Source organism: Sphingobacterium prati (genome assembly GCF_013167215.1).
Taxonomy (GTDB): Bacteria; Bacteroidota; Bacteroidia; order Sphingobacteriales; family Sphingobacteriaceae; genus Sphingobacterium; species Sphingobacterium prati.
Window position 1 is genome coordinate 318,484 of the sequence record NZ_JABJWY010000009.1, and the last position, 21,498, is coordinate 339,981.

Sequence of the window (21,498 nt, forward strand, 5' to 3'; positions counted from 1 at the left end):
GGCTGCGTTCGACAGAAACAAAAAAAGATGCCTTTTGGGCATCTCTGTATCGTAAATTTTTATTCCTTTATCCAGCGGCAATAACATTCTCATTGCTACCCAAATGATCCTGAAGTGTAGGATTCAAAATATTACAGGTTTTTAGCAAATCGCGTATAGGATATTTCGCAACGATTTCCTCAAGCGCGACCAAATGACGATTGTGATGAAGATCCGTTCCTACAAAATCATACATACCAGATTTAATCATTGTCAACGCTGCAGATTTCACTTCAACGCCATAGTATCTACTGATCGAAAGGAGGTTCAATTGCAACATACAACCAGCATCTTTGATCTGTTTGTACATATTGAAATTATAATGGTAATAGTTATAGCGTTCCGGATGAGCCAATATTGGCTGATAACCCAAATTTTGAATATCCAAAATGGTTTGGAATAAAGCCTTAGATTCCTGCAGATAAGACATTTCAATAAGTACATATCCCCCCGGCATCACACAAAGCTCATTGGTATCGATCAAACGTGCAATTCCATCGTCTATCATATGCTCAGCGGCAGGATAAATCTCAGGAATATTAGGTAGGTGTTTTATACCATTCACCAACTTGGCTTTGGCATCTTCAATTGTTTGTATTGAATTCGGATGCACACCTTCCATAATATGCGGTGTACAAATAAATTTTTCAAATCCCATTCTTCCCAAGCCCTTCAATAAATCAATTGATTGTTCAATGGACTGACTTCCGTCATCTATTCCCGGGAGGATATGGTTGTGCATATCCACTTCTAAAAAGGCAAGTGCCCCAACAACCTTTATTTTTGAATCTTGAGTTTTGTTTCCAAACAGTTTTGAAAATATCCCCATATTATATTATTAAGTATAAATCGTTTAATTGTCTGTTATCATAAATAACAAACCACAAAAGTACCATTATCCCTCTAAAAACACATAATATTATATTAACATTATAAAAATATAACCATAATATTACAAACATTGCATAAAACAATTTTGCAATTAAATTGTTTTATGCTTCGTACCATACTTATTTTCCGATCTCTAATAAAATTTGGTCGATCATGTAGCTAATTGCCCCCTCTTTTGTCTGCGGAAGTTTTGAAGACATTTCGGCCTCCATACGGTTCCCCACAATTCCTTTCGAAGTGATCGCCGTACTGCCATATTGATTCAGTTGTGCAACAGTTTTGTCCCATTGTCTTCCGGGACTAACACCCATCTCCTGGAGCATGGCTGGCAACTTTTGCAGGTCAAAAGCTGCTGACATTTTATTTTGTTTCATCAACTTAATAAAATCTTTATTCGCAGGGGCAGTCATCTTATTTTGACGGATATCATGTAGCGATAAAGAATCATTACTTACCATCACCAAATCATCTTTCAGCAGCACGTACATCGGGAAATCCATTGCTTTTTTCGACGCAAATGCATAGATACCATCTTGTGTTTTACCTAAGGTTTTGGCAATCGCAAGATCCAGTCCTTTTTTGATCAGACGTTGATCCTTCGAAGTAAACATCCAGATAAATACCGGTAAGGTTTCATCCTTTGTTTTCTTTACTTCCGTTGCGTTATAATCATCATCATAACTATAATCAATATATTCCTTGCGGAATTTGCGCAAACCATTGACCACAAAAAGATGATCCCCCGGCATCACCTTTGCAATTGCTTTCTCATCTAGTGCAACTTCAAGTGCCATTAAACCCCATTCCACCAAATCTTGCTGAGGGCCTAATAAACCGCCATAGTATTTTGCCATATAACTAGGCATATCACGTAAATAGGCTTCTGAATTGATATTAATGTTAAAGAATCCAAGCGTTTTATCCGTCAAATATTTACTGAATTTTCCGTTTGGCTTTCTGGCATAAAGCCGTTTGGACAAGTCGGCCAGATCTTTATCTAAGCCCATCGATCCTTTTAATTTCAAGACGTTTCCGTCCTGCGATAGATCGAGTATTCCGTCCTGATATCCGGTTTTGAACTTATCCATATTAATACCCATGTAGAGATAAGGAATCGATTTATAAGGCATAAGGCCGCGGTAAAGTTCTTCAACATGAGGTACGTAAAGACGAATCAATCCCAGGTTTTTGAGCACCTTATTCTGATCCGAAACAGAGAGGGGTTTATAAGAAGCAGAAAGCAAACGCGTAGCTTCTCCTGTCAACCATTTATCACGAAGCGCATTGCGTATGGAATCATTTTTTCGATTTTGATCCTCATAGGCTGTATAAAGCGAATCATAATAACTTGGGTCATGCATTTCCGGTGGAGCGACATCCATTGGCACTGGCACAGCTTCCTCCACACTTGCCACGAGCGTATCGGGCACGCTCTCTATAATTGTCGGCGGGCTCGGTGGATCTATTCTCTTTTCATCCTCTTCCCACTCTACGGCCACTGCTGCCGAATCTGCAACTGCCGCCGCAGAATCTATCTCTGGAGAATATGCATCAGCCGCAGGGGCCATATAGGCTATCTTCTTGATCCCGTACCGACTTGCAACTGAATCATTATCAAAGAAGGTTGTACTCATCGTCGAAGAAATAAAACGTGCTATTCGTTCGTTGTAAACCAACATACTGCCAGGTTTCAGTCCAATACTCGAATAGCCATTGGCAAGAGGTTTAGGTTCCCCGGCATCATGTAATAACTTCTCAAATTGCCCCTTATTGGACAGTGGAAATATAAACTCGATAAAACTCACACTATCTGTCTTTCTGCTATAGAAATACGACGTCTGCGTAAGATCAATGCCTAAATTTTTGATATCATTTCCAACTGAAGCACCCGACTTTTCAATTTGCTTGAAGAGGCCTGCCTTCTGAAGCAACTCGTTCAATTTGTTTGCATTCGCTTTCTGAACAATTTCCTTTACATTAAAAGCTGCTATCATTTCAGCGTTTTCTGGAATGAGCTTAATTAGATCCTGAGACTTCACGCTCCCCATTAAGGAGAAACATATCAATCCGGACAATAAAATTTTTGATTTCATATAGGTTATTTTGTTAATGTAATTTTATTTGCCAAAGTAGATTTACCATAGACCAGATCAGTAAATAATAACTTTAACAGTACGCCCTTCTTGTTTGCGGCAACTTTTGCTTTATTATTCACCTGCGACGCAATCGGCTTTTCAAAACGAATGATCTGGGTATAAAAAGCATCTGCAAACTGTGTCGTGTTATCGCTTCCCAATTGATTAAATTTAGCCTTCCAATCACTCGAGGTCACAAATTTGCGTTCAAATATGTTGGTCTGCGCATTATAGTAGTATCTATTTGAGTTTGAGATTTTCGTCCTAAACCGATTAGCCAATATATCAGAAAAAGCGTTTAACGACTCGATCTGACTAAAGTCACACGAAATATTGACAATAAAGTTTGTAAAATCTGTTTGATACTGGACATTAGAGATACCTTTTGTCTGCTTTAGCAACTGAACCGCAGCCCGAATCTCCTTTTCCATTTCAGCTTGCGTTGGTATCTGTATCCCTTTAATACTTTTCATCTTCATCAAGGATGAAACTTTTGTTTTACTTTTACTTAGGTTCAATGTTGCTGCAATATGTCCCGAACCGTTAGGCTTAAGATCAATCTGTTCGACAAAGTCAAAACAACTGGACAGCGTAAATGTCATTACAATCGCACACAAAGCCAGACAAAGCCTGTTCACGCCAACTCCTAATTTAAATACTTCCTTCATTGCTTTTCAGTAGCGGTTAATATTATCAAATCACTATATGTTCGGGCATTACTAGCAAACATTGTGCTATTTTCTTTGAATTAGGAAAATTTCAACAAAAAGTCCATTATGACCTAATTTCTAAGAAAAATAAATTCTTTTTCAACGTTCTGCTTTGCTCACACTAATACAATAATCAGCGATAACTCAGCATCACCTTAGTCTTTAGCATTGGTATGGATTAAATTAAAAAACACGATTAATAATTATATTGAAAATCAAAGCCATGCACAATCAAAATACTTTATTTATCCAAAAGTAAGCTTTGCTTCCCCTTAATTTTACTTTTCTTGAGTATTTTTGCCAACTCTTTATTCACAAACACTAACGATCCATATGATTTACAAGTCAATGACTATTCCACAGCACAGCATGTGCCGAATAGTTTATTTTATGATGGCATTGCTCACATTCAATTCATGTCAAAAAAATGGAGTCAGAATTGAGCAGGCCCCAGTACAATTTACGCCTACCATCGTTGGGCAAATCAATACGAACCCGACAACAACATCTTGGAATAAAAATGATCAAATTGGTGTCTTTATGGTCAATTCCCGTCAGCCATTAAGCTTTTCCTCAATTGTGAATGGAGTCAACAACCGTCTGTTTACCATTAACGGCAACATGTTTCAAAGTAAATCACCCAGTTATTTACCCAATGAACAAGTAGATTTCATTGCCTATTATCCTTACATATCCATCAGCGATTTTAAATACCCCATCGATGTAAGTGATCAAACAAACCTATCGGCATTGGATCTCATGTATGCGAGCAACGCAAAAAACATCAGCAAGACGAACAATACCATCCCCCTTAATTTTGTAAGACAATTAAGCAAGATTTCCATTCAGCTTTCCGTTTCCAATACGGCCGCTTTGGAAGCCGGTCAGATTACAGTCAGCATTCCATCGGTACATACAACAGCAGGATTTGACCTTTCAACAGGAAAATTGAATATCAATCCAAATGAGAAAAAAGATATTCAAGCAAAAGTAATGGTGAGCAGCAAACAAACCGCCACAATAGAATTCATATTGCTTCCGGGAGAAGACATCACCCAAAAGGCAATTAAATTTATAGCTCCGAATGGTGATCGTTATACCTGGACAACACCACAAAATGAGCAGCTAAAAAAACTGATCGGCGGGAATCTTTATCGTTTTAATGTTAGCATTGACAATGGTAAACTAAGTGCTGAAACTGGCAATTCACAAACTTATCCGGAAATCCCCAAAATGAATAATCTGAATAATGATGAAGTTTTTATACAACACTTTCTTCCCGATGCAAAGACAGAAAGAAACTATGCCATGTTATACAGTAAAAAACTCAAGATGGCTTATTGGGTCGCCTATCCATTGTATAATGGCATTTTGGGTTCCGGCAATCGAACAGATGCATGGGGGTATGATCCCGCTGTGTCAACAGCATTCCAACCCTTGCTGTTTAAAGGATTCCAACCAGCAGGTTATGACCGTGGCCATCAACTCCCTAGCGCGGACCGCAACTTGAATATAATTCATAATAAAACAACATTTTATTTTACCAATATGACCGCACAAGCATCCCGTCTCAACCAAGGTATTTGGGCAAACTTGGAAACTAAAGTGAGAACCTGGACTGCACAATGTGATACCATGTACGTTGTAACAGGAGCAATGCCGACTAGCGAGACGGACAACCTCCTTGATTTTGCCAGGGATAATGATGGGAAAGATATTGCAAAGCCAAAATATTATTTCAAAGCATTGGCGATGAAAAAAGGAACCGAATACTACACGATCGCCTATAAGATAGACAATGCAACGCCCCCCTCCGGAAGTACTTTTGACACGTATAGACTTACGGTAAGTGAGTTGGAAAAAACGACAGGATTTACGTTCTTCCCAGACTTAGATAACACAAAAAAAGGAACTATAGACACTCGTATTTGGAAATAAGTCATCGTCAATTTCATTCTATTTTGCTCTACTGATTAAGAATCTCAAAGAACTACATCGTCCTACGCATGGCAAAGCTAGCACCTTCCAAAACATTTGAAACGCCACTAAAAACACCATTTAATCAGGAACTAGTCTTTTAAAACCCTCATATTTTTTTATTAGCTTTAGCACATGAAGCTAATAATATTTGATTTGGATGGAACACTGTTGGATACATTACAAGACCTAGGCGACAGCTGCAATGCGATCCTTCAACAATACGGCTATCCCATACATCCGCTATCAGCCTACAAAAAATTTGTGGGTAATGGTGTACAAAAGCTGATCGAGCGGGCACTTCCCGAACATGCGCGAACGTCGGAAATAGTAACACCGCTGCTAGCGGCTTTTAAAAGCTACTACGAACAGCAGAAAATATCCCATACAAAACCTTATGAAGGGATTGTCTCGCTACTACAAACACTCAAATCCGAAGGCTATCTAATCTCAGTAGCATCCAATAAATATCATGAAGCGGTTATCCCACTGATTAAGCAGTATTTTCCCACTATCACTTTTGACCTGATCCTTGGCCATCGCACGGGACATCCGGCCAAACCCGATCCCGACATTGTCCTGGATACCCTCAGGACACTTGGTATAGCAAAAGAAGACTGCTGGTATGTCGGCGATTCCTCTGTTGATATGGATACAGCCAATAATGCTGCTGTGACCGCAGTGGGTGTGACATGGGGATTTCGCGACGAGAACGAACTGAGACAACATAACGCAAAACATATTATTCACGCTCCTGGTGAGCTACTAAGTCTTGTCTAAAAGAAAAAGCAGAGCTTAATTCCAAGAGTGATTTAAGTTCTGCTTTTTTAGATTTAACGTGTAAGCTATTGCTACATTTTTGCATCCATCAATTTTTCACTTTGTGACTTTGGTTTTCCCAATTTCATTTTGATTACAAAAGCTTTATTCGAAACAAAAGAGTTAGGAAGTACGATATCGTAATAGGTATTTTTATCCAAGTCTAATCCGATATCCGTATGGCCTAGCTCCAAAGATTGTCCATTTTGAAGAATAGTTGCTGAAACCGGAACTTCGGCTGCATTTTTAGGAACAGCAATACGCACAATATTGTTTACTGGCCGATTAAAAACCGTAAGGTAAAGATTGTCCTCCTTTTTTGTAAAATATCCTAATTTGGATGGCGCAAGTGCGGCATGTCGGACTCCATATACCGCTTCTCCATTTACTTTGATCCAGTCACCAATTTCTTTAGCCAGCTTGTCTTCTCCAGGATGCATCCGTCCATTTCCGTCAGGGCCAAAGTTTAGCACAAAATTACCATTCATCGCAACGCAGTTCATCAACATATCGATGAGATCATCTGAGGTCTTGGTATAAATCCCAGACCAGTCTTTCATATAGCCCCAACCATTCGGTGGAATCGTCATGACACAATCCCAGTCGCGTCCTTCCAACCATTCAAACTCCTTCGGCATTTTTCGTTCCCAACCTTGTTCATAGTCACCTAACATATCACCATTGGAGTCGAAATGCCGCTTTCCAAATTCGTCATTTCTAAATCTGCTTCCAATAATCAATCCCGGGTGTTTTTCACGTAACTCTTTCTCTAATTTATACGTAAAATCATACGCTTGAATCCAGGATTGATCCCAGGTACCATCAAACCAAAAACCTTTTATTTGTGGGTAGTTTTGTAGCAGTTCCAGCAACTGATTGCGTGTGTATTCCAAAAACTTATCGAATTTAGCCTTTTCTTCAGGAGTAGAGGGAGCTTTGCCCATATAGTTCGGATTATTCCATTCCATGATTGAAAAATACAAAAACACGTCGATTCCTTCTGCAGTGTAAGCATCTACCACCTGTCTTACGATATCTTTTTTATATGGGCTTTTCTTGGCAGTATAATCGGTAAACTCAGATGGCCACAGGGCAAATCCATCATGATGCTTTGTTGTAAAAATAAGATACTTTGCCCCCATTTCTTTTGCCTGTTTAGCCCAGCTTTTTGCATCAAAACCTGTAGGATTGAACTTTTTGTAGAGGTTATCATAAGTATTCTTCCAGTCTTTCGGCGCTGTTGGCCCACTCCAGGTACGTATCCATTCGGATGCCGCTGCTCCTTTTCGTGCACTGACCCCTTCCCATTCGTTACCAGGAATTGCATACAAACCCCAATGGATAAATTGTCCTAATCCATAGTTTCGGAACCGTTCCATCGCTTCATCCGTCCGATGTGCAGGCGTCAAAGGCCCATATTTTACGTCTACTTTGTTTTCTACTTTCTTGCGAGGACCTGTCCATTGTGCCGAAGTAGTTTTTACTCCCAGCAATATGCTACTGAGCATCAATGCTGTGATTATTTTATTATATTTCATACTATCGTTATTTCTTTAAAAATGATTACTCCCAACGACAAATAAATCCGTGTTTATTGACCAGATATATGTTGTCCATCCGATTATCACTTTGGATTATCTATATATTGTTTTTGTGATTTTTTAATAACTGCAGGCTCTGGATTACTATCCTTAAATGGATCAAAGTAATAAAGCCCCTGATCGCGGTATAAGGGTAAATGCTTTTTTAATTTTTTTGCAAATTCATCAAAATTTCGACCTGTTCCCGGCACCCATGCCGCCTCCGCCAATGCCGCTATTCTCGGAAACACAAGGTAATCCAAACGATTGACATTCGTCACTGTTTCAGTCCAAAGATTAGCCTGAATACCCAGGACCTGTTTTTTTCTTTTTCCCAAACTATCCAATTGACTTCCAGCAAAATCAAACACATCCTGCAAAGGATTGAAGCCTTTTCCCCATTTACGGCCATACTTATGATTCTCCTGTTGTACAAAGTCAAAATACATTGGCAACCTAGGCGTTAGTATAACTTGATAGCCTTTATCCAAAATCTTGTTTAGCTGTTCTGGTTTATCATGACGCCACCACATCATGACCGTCTGATCTTTGGCCAACTTGGCATCCACCATTTCATCCCAAACAATAATTTTTCCGTTTATCCCAGCCACAGAATCAGCCATACGACGGATAAAATACTCTTCCACTTCTTTATTGGACTTTAAGCCTACTGTCTTTTTCAATTCCTGAACTTTGATATCATTATCCCAGGCATCACTGCCAAAGGCGACCTCATCTCCTCCTAAATGAATATAGACAGAAGGAAACAGTGTTTTCACTTCACGCAAAACATCAGTCAAAAATGTATATGTTGTATTTTTAGCCGGATGAAAAGTAAAATCGGGATGTTTTTCGTTCCCCCCACCAGAGAGAAAAGGATAAGCCCGGTTTGCGGCTGTTGCATGTCCTGGCATATCAATTTCAGGAATGACCTCAATATTTCGCTCAGCAGCATAGGTGATGATCTCACTGATATCAGCTTGACCATAATACTGTACGGGCGCATAAGGATCGAGATAATTGCCTATCCCCCCAACTTGGGTTAACCAAGGGTATTTTTGTATACTTAAGCGCCAAGCGGGTTCATCTGTCAAATGCCAATGGAATTTATTCAACTTGTAAAATGCCATCCAATCCAGTAAAGATTTCACTTTCTCCTTACCAAAAAAATGACGTGATTCATCTAGCATAAACCCTCGCCAGCCAAACTGCGGTTTGTCTTCAATATTCAATACAGGTAATAAGAATGCATTGCCTTTTCTTTCAGCACCAGTAAACACCTGCTCCAAACTAGCAAGTGCATTGACAATACCCGATCTATCAGAAGCATATATTGCAATACCTTTGCGATCAATCTTTAGACGATATGCTTCATGCTGTAATTTGCTATCAAGCTTCACGATCATTTTTGCATCCTTTTCCAAGGAGATGTAAGTTGAAATTCCAAAACGGCCCAACATCAGCTTCCGAAGATAGTGCAAAGACGATTCAAACACAGCATCTCCAGTGACTCCAAAATTACCCTCCAGCTTCAACTCTCCCTGCCCCATTTTACATTCTAAAGGCTGCGGAATAATCGCGATTTGAGCTGTCACATTTTGAATGAGTAAGTAGGTTATAATAAATACTAATTTACGTTTCATATGATAATTAAGACTTTACCTTGGTTAGAAGGTGTTAAAATTAATTATTAAAGCATCATCCTGCTACATTTTTATAAAATCCTTATCTGCGATTCTGAGTTTGCTGTACCCCTATACTAAAACCAAATAGTTACGGTCTTTAATCGATTCTAATTGTAGCTCTGCGTAATACAATGGTAAAGAAATTATTAAGTTATTACTGAAAGTCAAATCCAGTCAATCGTTTGCGCAACTCTCGAAAACGTTATAGTGTATTTTATACAAACAAAACAATAGAGAAACATATTTAAACAGGGAAATAATAAAGATTTAAAAAATTAATATTATTACAAGATCCTTCATCAACCAAAACCCGCACAATTAGCGATTGTCTTTTTGTTGGTTATATTTGAAAACGAAACAAATACCCTAAGTTAAAAACCATATGATTAAAAGGATTTTTTACACGCTCTTCTTTATTGGAATAACTATTCTGCATCTACAAGCCAGAACAGTCATTCCGTTCAATGCAAACTGGTCGTTTAAAAAAGGTCCGTTTTCCATCTCAGCATTGGACTACAACCAGATATTTGATGGAAAGTGGCAATTGGTTACCCTACCACACACCTGGAATGCAACAGACATGCAGACTGCAGAGATCAAACCGGGAAGTCTTGGAAAAAACGAACGTTTTTATACCGGCGATGCTTATTACCGCAAAACGTTTGTCCCAGGATCAGATTGGAAAGGTAAGCGTATTTTCATCCGATTTGAAGGGGTGAATACCAATACTGAAGTTTACTTAAATAATAAACCCCTTTCTTCCAAAGCAGGAAAAAATGATATTACCTACGATAACTCGCAACGAAATGGCAACTACAGTTTTGTTGGCCGACATCAGGGCGGCTATTCTGCTTTTGTCTTTGAATTAACTAATATGCTTCAATTGGGAGTGGAAAACGAGCTGTTGGTCAAGGTTAATAATGAAGCCAGTCCACAGGTTATTCCGGTAAACCACACCTTATTCCCGATGTACGGCGGTATTTATCGTCCTGTTGAACTTATAGTCACCGATGACATTCATGTTGCTGTGAATGACTTTGCTTCCCAAGGTGTCTATATCACGCAACAAAATGTTTCAAAAAAGACTGCGGATATAGCATTAAAAATAAAAATTGACAACAAATCCGGAAAAATACAACCGATCGAATTGCTAACAACCATTTTTGAAAAAGATGGAACCAAAAAAGCAAAACAACAAACGGCATATACATTGCCACCACAGGGCCGTCAGGTCTTATCACAACAAATTGTGGTCAAAAACCCACATTTATGGCAAGGACTGGACGATCCCTACCTTTACAAGGTTGTGACACAGATCAAAAAAGATGGTCAGGTCATTGACGAGGTAACGACACCTTTAGGCATACGCAAATTTGAATTACGTACTGGCCAAGGTTTCTTTTTAAATGACATCAAGTATCCCCTATATGGTGTATGTCGGCATCAGGATCGTTGGGGCAAAGGCGCAGCCTTGAGCAACGCCGACCACGACGAAGATCTATCCATTATCAAAGAAATGGGAGCCACTTCCATCCGTCTAGCACACTATCAACAGTCATCATATTTCTATTCCAAATGCGATAGTATCGGGCTTGTGATCTGGGCCGAAATCCCATTTGTGAATCGCGTGACAACATTTGAAGACAACAACGCCCAACAGCAGTTGAAAGAATTAATCCGACAAAATTTCAATCACCCTTCCATCTATATCTGGGGGATGCATAACGAAGTTTACTCCCCGTCTGCTTACACCGTAGAACTCACGACCAAACTAAATGATCTCGCTAAATCCGAAGACCCGGATCGTTACACCGTCTCCGTCAGCGGATACAATGTAATTGATCATCCGGTTAACAACAACGCCGATGTGCAAGGGATCAACCACTATTTCGGCTGGTATAATGGTGAACTGGAAAACAAATCCGATAAAGATGACGATGTAGCCACATGGGCACAACGTATAAGTAAAGAGTTCAAAGACTACAAGATTATCTTTTCTGAATACGGTGCCGAAGCAGTTCCTGAGGATCAGGCGGAAGAGGTAGGCAATTTCGGCAACCAATGGAGCAATCCATCATTTTTCCCAGAAGAATATGCGACAAAATTCCATGAAGTCCATTGGGGCGTAATCTCCAAAAGCCCTATTTTCCTAGGGTCATACGTGTGGAATACTTTTGATTTCGCCACACCGATTACCGCACTGAACGTTAATCCAAGAAATTATAAAGGATTGGTTTCTTTTGATAGAAAATTGAAAAAAGATGGCTTCTACTGGTATAAAGCAAATTGGAGCAAAGAACCGGTATTGTATGTCACCCAACGTCGTATGGTCAATCGTGGAAATGAAATTACCCCGGTAACCATCTATTCCAATAGAGGCGAACCAACCTTAACGGTTAACGGAACTGTTATCAAAGGTGTTAGAAAAGGGCAAACAGATGTGCATTACATTTTTGAGAATGTCAAACTTACGAAGGGGGCGAACGCGATCGAAGCTAAGATCATACAAAAAGACGGAAAGATATTGACAGATCGTATTCATTGGAATTACGATCCATCTTATAAACAGGATGCAGCTGGACCAACCAAATCCAAGACTGAGCATGTTGGGCTTTAAAACTGCTCAAAATTCAATAGACCAAAATAGGAGCAAGGAACTTTAAACCCTTGCTCTTTTTTGCTTTAATAAACTTCGGGTTCGCTATAATCGAATTTAATTCACTTTTTTCCACTTTTGCGATGGTTTAGGCATTTACGGTCCTATACAAAAATATCAAGTTATTCGCTTGCCGATTAAAATCTATGCATTATAAAAATCGTCAACTGGCACTGACCGACATAAGCCCTCCATTTACCGAGATTCTGTCCAGATTAGCCTAATGACTCTCCTCCCTTCAGCAAATCTCCCCTACCTTTGAGCTATCAAATAAGAAATAAAAACATTAAAAAATAAACATCATGGCAACTAAAACAACATTCAGCATCAACAGCAAAACGATCACAAAAGCTTTTCAAGATCTTTTTGATTCATTTAAAACTTCACGTTTAAAGGTTTCTTCAAAAAATGGACAGGAATACCTAAATATATCGCTAATACTTGCAGTAATCATTGGTATTATCTTTCCTGTCGCCATCGTTGTTCTGATTATTCTTACCCTAGTTTGTAGTCTTCAATTAGCAATCTTAGAAGAAGACAAACAGGAGGAAGAAAAACAAAAAATGATTGAATTAAAATAAGCTGTACCTGCACATTTAACACGAAACGGGACGCCCAGAAATAGGCATCCCGTTCTACTTTTATGTATGCTTACTTAAAGATCGGAATCGGAAAATACATTACTCCAACGACGGATTAAATTCACCGCCCCAGTCTTTATTTTGCTTGATATTCGGGTTCTTGTCTATTACCGATTGTGCGATTGGAAAGAAATAGTAAGTATCTGGTACCAAATTGATCTTATTACCCGTGCTTGGCACCTGCAACACGGTATACTTAAACTGATTTTCCTTCAATTGATAAGTTTTAGCCAAATCCGCAGCTGCTTTTAAATCCATATCCGTTCCATTGGAGTTTATCGCAATTGCTTCCACGCCCTGTTTCGTCTTATTATTCAGTACGGCTAGTTTGCGCAATCTGCGTAAATCCCAAAAGCGATGACCTTCGAAACAGAATTCAATATTTCGTTCCGCTAATATAGCTTCCCGCATCTCGTTTTTATTACCCGCAACAATGCCATAGTTATTATCTGTTCCGGGCTCGATGCCAGCACGCATTCGGATCTGCTTTAAAAGGGCCAGTGCTGTGGCAAGATCACCTGCCTCATTTGCTGTCTCGGCATAATTCAATATCACCTCTGCATAACGCATCAGCACAAAATCTACATCATATTGGGTCTCTACCTGCGTTTGCCGTAAAGAAAGCTTTGAATTTTTCAGAATAAAAAATCCTGTATAGCGATCCCTGTTCGAGGAAGTGGTTCCAGCTTTTGGGTTCTCTCCAAAATTATCCAACGCGTCCGCAATGCCCAGCGAAGTATATTGTCTTTTACCAGTTTTACCCGAAACCTCATAAAGTTTTCCGTTCCAGACAATAGATTTGTCAAAACGCGGATCACGATTCTCCCAATAACTTTGCAGGAACTCCTCATCTGTTTTATGATATTTACCGGTAGGATCCGTATAGAGCTTACCATCTTTCATCGGGAATTCTTTTACAAAATCCCATGTTGGGACAGCACTTGCTGTTCCACGGCTTTCCGATCCCGGCCGTACCCCATTATCCCAGTTAGCCACTTTATTAGGATACGAGTTGATTACTGCAAAGACCACCTCAGGGCCTTTTTCCACCAATGCAATATTGTAATAATCAGCAGTCAGACTATAGCCCTGGGCCTTCAGCTGCTCATAGGCCATTTTATTCACTGTATTAGCTTCCGCCCAGTAGGCATTCCCATAAGGATTGGAAGGATTAAATTGCGGCGACGCTTTATACAACAAGACTTTAGCTTTAAAAGCCAAAGCGAAATTACCATCGATACGGCCATAATCCGCAGCTCCCTTTCCAATTGTCATGGGCAGATTGGTTATTGCTTCATCCAGATCTTTTATCATTAAATCAAAACATTCCTTGGTACTGTTCCGCGGAACTTTCAATTCATCATCTTCCAGATCCTGTGGTTTTGTGATGTAAGGTATCCCACCATGATGCTTGACCATATTGAAATACATGTAAGCACGCATAAAAAGTGCCTGACCTAAGATGGATTTCTTAGTAGATTCATTTAATCCGGTACTTTCGGATACCTTCTGGATAGCGGTATTGATCTTGCGCATGGTTGTATAATCCCATGCCTTATAAGTGGAATTATTGACGGTAACCGCATTTAAGGGGAAGTTAATTCCGGCCAGCTGTTGTGAATTATTATCAGCGCCGCTGTTCCAATTAGCAAATAAGGTATATAAATTAGCCAGATATGCATTAACGAGATTAGGGTCATTCCATACCTTATCTTCGTTCACCGAATTGAGATCCTCAATATCTAGCACATTTTTACAAGAGGCCGTTGTCAACAACAAGGCAACTAAGGGATAAAATATCTTTTTCATCTTTAAATATCAATTAAAATTTAACATCTAGACCCAAGGTGAACGTTTTCATTACCGGATAAGAATCATACATTTTCTGCTCCGGATCGTGGAATTCCTTCATCGGTGAAAAAACAAATAAATTGGTACCATTTAAAAATACGTTGACACTCTTCATCTTGATTTTCTCCATCATGGCCTGTGGCAGTGTGTAGGAGATATTTAAATCGCGTAATCGCATATAAGCCCCGTTTCTGACCCAAAATGTTGAGGAGGCCGCCCCAGACTCCTGCCAGTTGTAGCCTACAGGCCGCGGGTATTTGGCCGCTGTATTTTCAGGAGTCCAGACATCTGAAGTCCAAATTGGGTAGTAAGGCCTAAAGGTATCCCCATGTTGGCGCATACCTGCCCCTTCCTGATTACTAATCACGCGGTCATATGCCAATACTCCCTGAAATAAGGCCGACACATAAAAACCTTTCCAGCTAGCGTTAAATCCAAATCCATAATTGATTCGTGGGGTATTATTCTCAGAGAGCAGTTGTGCATCATTGTCATCGATAATGCCATCTGGCTGGTCTGAGTAATTCTGCCCACGGATATCTTTATAGAGAATCATCCCTGGATAAGGATCACGCCCATAGGTCTTAAATCCTTTTTCTTTCAAGGCATCTGCTTCCGCTTGCGTACGAACCAGTCCCGAAGCTTCTAAACCAATAATACGATTTTCAGGCCTTCCTACCTTAGAGCGAAAGTTTTCCCTTCCACCAGCAGCATAAGATGGTTCCTCGTCAAAAATATCCCAACGGTCTTTCGCATAGCCCATATTTGCGTTCAGACCATAAGAGACCTCCCCGATCCGGTCGCTCCAATTGAAAGAGACCTCTCCCCCCCGAAAGCTTCGAGCCGCATAGTTCTCCGGTGCCAGCGCACGTCCATAGTTATCCGGGACCTTTATCCCTCTTGTCCCAAGGATATCAGTTTCCTTCCGGATAAAGCCATCTAAACTACCCGTTAGTTTATTCTGCACAAAACCAAAGTCGATACCTACGTTATAGCTTTTTGATTTTGTCCAGGTAAGATTCGTGGTCGGGTTATCAAGGTATGTTACCCCGGTGTAATAACTATCACCAAAAATATATCCCGGCACCGGTGTTCTGCTTCCTGTTCGCGAAGTGATAATCGAACTATATTTTTCCATATACGAATAAGGTAATATCGAATTGCCGTCGACATCCACAAAGTTGCCCGAACTACCATACGATGCCCGTAGTTTTAAATCATTGACCGTATTCTTGATGGAAGAAAAGAAATTTTCATCCGAGATGCGCCAACCAAGAGACATCGACGGAAAAAATCCCCAACGCTTATCATTTGGAAATAAGGGCGAACCGTCGTAACGAAAGGAGAATTCTGCAATATATTTATCTGCATAGTTATAGTTCGCCCGACCGATTACTCCACGTCGCGCATCCATCAATTCAAAAGCATCTGTCGATCGCATGCTCCTGTCGGTTGGATAGATATACATCTGATCCAAAGGAATAATTGGATTTTCTGCCCGTGATGTAATGTTCGTATTACCCGATTTGAACTGCTCATAAACGACTAAACCATCCACCGTATGTTTGCCAAACTTGCGGTTATAGTTTAAAAACCAATCCACCTGGTATTGCCATTTTCGCTGTGGATTGTAATCCATAAATGGTTGGGCCTGACTGAAAGTAAATACGTTGGTCCTATCTTCTGAAGGAGGTGCCGGTATAAAACGGTTTCCATCCGGATTCAGTGAGGTGAATGTATAGTTTTTTTGAAAACTCATATAGCGCTTGCGCATATAATCTTCTGCCACATAACTTCCAACCAATTTTGTAGAAAGTCCCTCTAACAGTTTATCCAATTTTAAATTCAATGTCATAATCGGATTTACCTGACGCACCTTACGATCAATGTACCGGTCGCCGATCACTTGGTCAATTACATTCCAGGCCTGCCAGCTTCCCATTGGTGTCTGCACCGGATAAGCCGTTGGTGTATTGCTCGGGGTACCATCTGCCGTCAGATAAAAGGGATACATCTTAGGCCAGTTGAAGGTAACGCGGTAAAAATCCGAAACATCAAAATCATCGTCATTGGAGGAGGTACTAAATGGCCAGAAGAACCTGTTGGAGTTTGTCTGGTTGGCCGAGATATTAAAATCCATGCTAAACGCATCACTGATTTTAGCCGAAATATTGCTGCGTAGATTGAATTTTTCATGATCCAACGATTTATAAGATCCGTTTTCTTTCCGGTAGCTTAATAAGGCATAGTAGGTAATCTTGTCGCCACCACCGTTAACAGCAATTGATTGTCGATGGCTAAAAGGGTTTCGCCAGATGACATCATTGGCATTGTAATTTTTGTCTTTAAAGTAGTCAAATTCGCGCTGTCCATTCGGAGCTATCCATGGAGTACTCTTGCTTCCCTGTTCCCAGCGGAATTGGGAAACCCTATTCTGATAAGTTAATTCATCTGTAGCGGTAGTCAGATTGGCCAATAAGGTCTGCGTGGGAGAGCTAAAGGAATAATTACTCTGCACATTAAATACAGGCGCCTGAGAAGTTCCTTTTTTTGTCGTCACGAGGACCACGCCGTTACCTGCTCGTGTCCCATAGACTGCGGCAGTTCCAGCATCCTTCAGGAAACTCATTTGATCGACTTCGTTGGCCTCCAGGGCATCGAAAGCGGCTTTATCGCGCACCACTCCATCGATCACATACAAGGGTTCGACAGCGGCTCCACGGATACGTAACGAAGAGGAAGCTCCAGCCATTCCAGAGGTATTGGTCACATTTACCCCAGCAGCTCTTCCTGCTAATGTATTAGAAAGATTGGACGGTGAGATGTTTTTCAATTGTTCAGAATTGACAGCTGCTACTGCACCCGTTAGATTTCCTTTTTTTTGTTTACCGTATCCTACGATAACCACTTCTTCTAATGCCTCGGAATTGCTCATCATCGTGACATTCATGTTTCCGCTACCTACAGCGACTTCTTGTCTTGTGTAGCCCTGATAGTTGATTACCAGAAAATCGCCCTGTTTGGCACGAATGGAAAAGCTCCCGTTAGCGTCAGTCGAAGCTTGTAGCGCACTGCCCTTCACGGTAATGGTCGCTCCCGCAAGCGGATCCCCTTTTTCATTCCTTACAATACCCGAAATTTGCTCTTGTTCGACGCGGAAGTAGCTCTGTTTCGGTTTCAAATTGCTCGCAAATAAATTCGGAGACGAGCACAAAAGACTAAGACCTAGGAGACTCAATGGCCTAGCTTTGCTGCAAAAAAGATAATTCTTTTTCATAATTAAGATGGAGGTTTAGATAATAGTTTACTAACAATTACTAAAGGTTCATTGGTGCCTGTCTTTTATAAAAAAATAACAAAAGACAGTGTATTATTACAGGAAATTAAATAAAACAATCTAAAATTCAAATTATTTTTACATTTTATAAGGAAATTACTGAAATAATTCACTGCCAGTTTTTATAAAAGCTCATCTTAATCAGGATTACTCTAAAGAATGGGTATATTTTCACAAAGGCAAAGATCATTCTGGTCAAAAAAGCAATTGCAAAGACAGCTGCCTATCTATCGAGCGTTTGATCGCATAGCTGACACCATTAGGTTCGCAACTATATCACAAATTAATACTGACGAAGCGCCCTATTCCGTAGATCGATTGAGCCAGTTTTTTTAAAATGTAGCTTTTAATCGACAAGCTCACTGCATTGCTTTCATTTTTTAGTATTAAATTTGATTTCCATATTAAACAAAGAGGCGGCAATCAATTTATTTTTTGAAAGAATAGAAACGTGAAAAATAATAGAAAAATATTTATTTTCAGGACAATTTTAATTGCATTCCTGATTCTTTCATTAGTATATATCGGTTCGATATTTACCTACCAATATATTGAGTATCAAAAAACGGAAGCTCGCCTAAATAAAGCTTATAGTTCAAAAAATCAGCTGACTAGTTTATTTTATGATCTCTTTGCATCCTATAATGCCGCTGGTAATGCTTTTCGCTCCTATACGGTAGATTTCAGCTCTGAAAACTTAGTAAACTATACAAAAAATCTAGATAGCCTCCGCTTTTACATTGATTCACTCGCTAGCCTTTCTTCTAAAAAAGGAATTTCCCTTTCATCCAATAGCCCATTGGAGCAGAATATTCATCTCTCGGATGAATTCGCACGTATTAAGAAAACTGTTGATAATATGATTTTCCTGGCAAAAGATTCTCTTTCTCTTTTGACCAAAACCAGTCGTACCTTAACCCCTACAAGAAAGCAAATAGATGCCGATTCTGTTGTCAATAAAATATTAAGAGATACTGCCTTAAGTGTCAGCAAAAAAGATACAATCGTCAGAAAAAAAGATAAACTTTTTACCCGGATATTCAGAGCTAAAAACGACACCTTGGTATCCGATAGATTACAACAACAGTTTAACGTCAATCAAATCAAAGCAATTCATAGCCAGATTCAGACCTTGATTGAACAAAATGAATCCTTCTATAGACAAGATTTCAGCAAAATCCGTCGTTCTTTTGCCGAACTTCAGGCAAAGGAACGCCAGTTGCTCCAATCAAATTATGCGCTTTTCAACACAATCAGTACCGCACTTCTTAAAATAAAAACACAAGAAGATGAATCATTACGAGCTGCAGAAATACAAGATTTCGCCCTCTACAAGAAAAACTCTGCTATTTTCGGCAACCAGGTAATCGCATCGATCATTTTAATGATCATTATGGTGACATTGCTATTGTCATATCATTACAATACGATCATCTATGAGCGTAAAATCACCGCTGCGAGAGACTATGCATTACATACAGCCAAGGAAAAAACCAGTATATTGGCAAATGTGAGCCATGATGTACGTACACCTGTCAATTCACTGATCAGTGTAATTGATTTATTAAAAAATAATACATCCAACAATCGTATAAATCCAGCATTATTGGATTCCGTTACGCAGGATATTCAGGTCATTAATGATACTGTTGAAGATATCCTTAATCTTGGTAAATTAGAGTCAGGCATGCTGGAAATTAAGGAAGAATATTTTTCACCGGCCAATCTACTTAGCAACTTAATAAAAATGCAAAAAGCACAGGCGGATAAAAAAGGCCTCCAGTTAATCAGCCAGATTGCTATTGAGCAAGATATCTTAATTAAAAGCGGGGCATATCGTTTGCGCCAGATCGTGTCCAATCTCTTAAGTAATGCTATTAAATATACCGAAGAAGGAAAGATAGAGATAAAAGCACTTATCAACCGCGAAACGAAGAAAAGCTTGCAGATACAGGTTACAGATACAGGAAGAGGGATTTCCGCCAAAGATCAGGAACATATCTTTGAGCAATACTACATGACTGACATCAAGTCCAAAAATAGTTTTGGACTGGGATTACATATTTCGAAGCTTATGGCAGAGCAACTAAATGGAACCTTAAGCGTTGAAAGTAAACAAGGTAAAGGGTCAACCTTTACATTAATCGCTCCCATTGCTGATGAAAGGAAAAACATGAAGGAGGTTAGCACAGCGCACAATCTGTCAGAAAACCTACACATTGTTGTTATTGATGATAATGCGATCAACAACTTATTTGTTAAGCAAGCTTTGCAACATTTTAAAAATGTACAGGTCTTTCAGGATTCGCAGCGCGCAATAGAATACCTACAAAATCATGCGAGCGATATCGTTATCACCGACCTCCGGATGAAAGGCCCCAGTGGTTGGGATATACTGAATTTGGTTAAAGACAACAATATTGTTCAAGGATCGAACAGCAAAGTAATTGCATTGACATCAGATGAATCACAGGTAACCACACAGCAGCCTGAGGGACAGATTCATCATTTCGATGGACTTATGATCAAGCCGTTTAATCTCTCAAATTTCTTGCAGCTTATTTCCACACTTTAATAGCAAAGACAATATCAAGGTGTCCTCTATAGTAACGAGCCCGCCCTTTTACACAATACTATTTTACGAACCCGTTGTCGATCGAGTATCTAGTTTAGCTAAATATTACAACAGCATCAAATTCATTTATCATACTAGCTCTGCAAAACTTAGACCATGGAACCGGAAATCTAGCTTCTTTCTCTTTTGAAGATATTTGAACATTCTTAATAATCAGGTCTGCATTTAATCAAATACTATTTTTTCATCCTTTGGAAATCCAGTCATACTGATATGTAATTTTTGAAGTTAAGATTCTCTAATTTACATCATACTACATCTCATTAACTACCTCATGAACTAATAAACAACGATAATCGTTTACACCTTTTCCTCCGAAAACAAAAAGCGCTAATTTCTCCCAGTGTCGTGCAATACTAAACCAAAGGCTTTTAGAGCTGTATTTCGAGGTGGCAGAGATACTACTCTTGTCTTGTATCGAGTGATGAAAATCTATGCTAAAAAAACATTTCCTCATAAATTAAATCGACCACCATTCCCAGTCAGGATTCGTCTGCGGCTACCGTCGGCAGGATTGTTTTCTGTGAAAAGTATGCAAACGC

12 protein-coding genes are annotated in these 21,498 nt (G+C 39.6%); 5 read left to right on the forward strand and 7 right to left on the reverse strand.

The window, feature by feature from the left end; all coding sequences use genetic code 11:
- Positions 1 to 67 precede the first annotated feature (67 nt).
- The 3 genes from HPC41_RS02690 to HPC41_RS02700 form a co-directional block, all read right to left on the reverse strand.
- Entirely contained in the window at positions 68 to 868 is an 801-nt protein-coding gene (locus HPC41_RS02690) for a tyrosine-protein phosphatase (RefSeq protein ID WP_246250298.1), read from the reverse strand.
- Positions 869 to 1,049: 181 nt separating this feature from the next.
- Positions 1,050 to 3,023, reverse strand: coding sequence for a DUF4836 family protein (locus HPC41_RS02695; RefSeq protein WP_172392439.1), 1,974 nt, complete (start codon positions 3,021 to 3,023; stop codon positions 1,050 to 1,052).
- A gap of 5 nt (positions 3,024 to 3,028) precedes the next feature.
- Entirely contained in the window at positions 3,029 to 3,733 is a 705-nt protein-coding gene (locus HPC41_RS02700; protein WP_172392440.1) for a hypothetical protein, read from the reverse strand.
- A gap of 375 nt (positions 3,734 to 4,108) precedes the next feature.
- Here HPC41_RS02700 and HPC41_RS02705 point away from each other — a divergent pair, with 375 nt between their 5' ends.
- Complete coding sequence (locus tag HPC41_RS02705; protein ID WP_172392441.1) at positions 4,109 to 5,713, forward strand: DNA/RNA non-specific endonuclease; 1,605 nt, start codon at positions 4,109 to 4,111, stop codon at positions 5,711 to 5,713.
- 174 nt (positions 5,714 to 5,887) lie between these two features.
- Positions 5,888 to 6,532, forward strand: coding sequence for an HAD family hydrolase (locus tag HPC41_RS02710; RefSeq protein WP_172392442.1), 645 nt, complete (start codon positions 5,888 to 5,890; stop codon positions 6,530 to 6,532).
- Positions 6,533 to 6,603: 71 nt separating this feature from the next.
- On the opposite strand, the gene HPC41_RS02715 is transcribed toward HPC41_RS02710, so the two are convergent.
- Positions 6,604 to 8,109: an alpha-L-fucosidase gene (locus HPC41_RS02715; protein WP_172392443.1), complete on the reverse strand. Its 1,506-nt coding sequence runs from the start codon at positions 8,107 to 8,109 to the stop codon at positions 6,604 to 6,606.
- Positions 8,110 to 8,195: 86 nt separating this feature from the next.
- Positions 8,196 to 9,794: a beta-N-acetylhexosaminidase gene (locus HPC41_RS02720; RefSeq protein ID WP_172392444.1), complete on the reverse strand. Its 1,599-nt coding sequence runs from the start codon at positions 9,792 to 9,794 to the stop codon at positions 8,196 to 8,198.
- A gap of 424 nt (positions 9,795 to 10,218) precedes the next feature.
- Here HPC41_RS02720 and HPC41_RS02725 point away from each other — a divergent pair, with 424 nt between their 5' ends.
- A complete protein-coding gene (locus HPC41_RS02725; RefSeq protein WP_172392445.1) occupies positions 10,219 to 12,453 on the forward strand; it encodes a glycoside hydrolase family 2 protein in 2,235 nt (744 codons plus the stop codon).
- Positions 12,454 to 12,794: 341 nt separating this feature from the next.
- On the forward strand, positions 12,795 to 13,073 hold the full coding sequence (locus tag HPC41_RS02730) for a DUF4342 domain-containing protein (RefSeq protein WP_172392446.1): 279 nt from the start codon (positions 12,795 to 12,797) through the stop codon (positions 13,071 to 13,073).
- Between the two features lie 99 nt (positions 13,074 to 13,172).
- On the opposite strand, the gene HPC41_RS02735 is transcribed toward HPC41_RS02730, so the two are convergent.
- Both HPC41_RS02735 and HPC41_RS02740 read right to left on the reverse strand, forming a co-directional pair.
- Entirely contained in the window at positions 13,173 to 14,942 is a 1,770-nt protein-coding gene (locus HPC41_RS02735) for a RagB/SusD family nutrient uptake outer membrane protein (protein WP_172392447.1), read from the reverse strand.
- A gap of 13 nt (positions 14,943 to 14,955) precedes the next feature.
- Positions 14,956 to 18,261 carry a SusC/RagA family TonB-linked outer membrane protein gene (locus tag HPC41_RS02740; protein ID WP_172392448.1) on the reverse strand — a complete coding sequence of 1,102 codons (3,306 nt, stop codon included), beginning with the start codon at positions 18,259 to 18,261 and terminating at the stop codon, positions 14,956 to 14,958.
- A 511-nt stretch (positions 18,262 to 18,772) separates the two neighbouring features.
- Here HPC41_RS02740 and HPC41_RS25665 point away from each other — a divergent pair.
- Positions 18,773 to 20,896 (forward strand): ATP-binding protein, encoded by a 2,124-nt coding sequence (locus HPC41_RS25665; protein ID WP_172392449.1) that lies wholly within the window; start codon positions 18,773 to 18,775, stop codon positions 20,894 to 20,896.
- Positions 20,897 to 21,498: the final 602 nt, after the last annotated feature.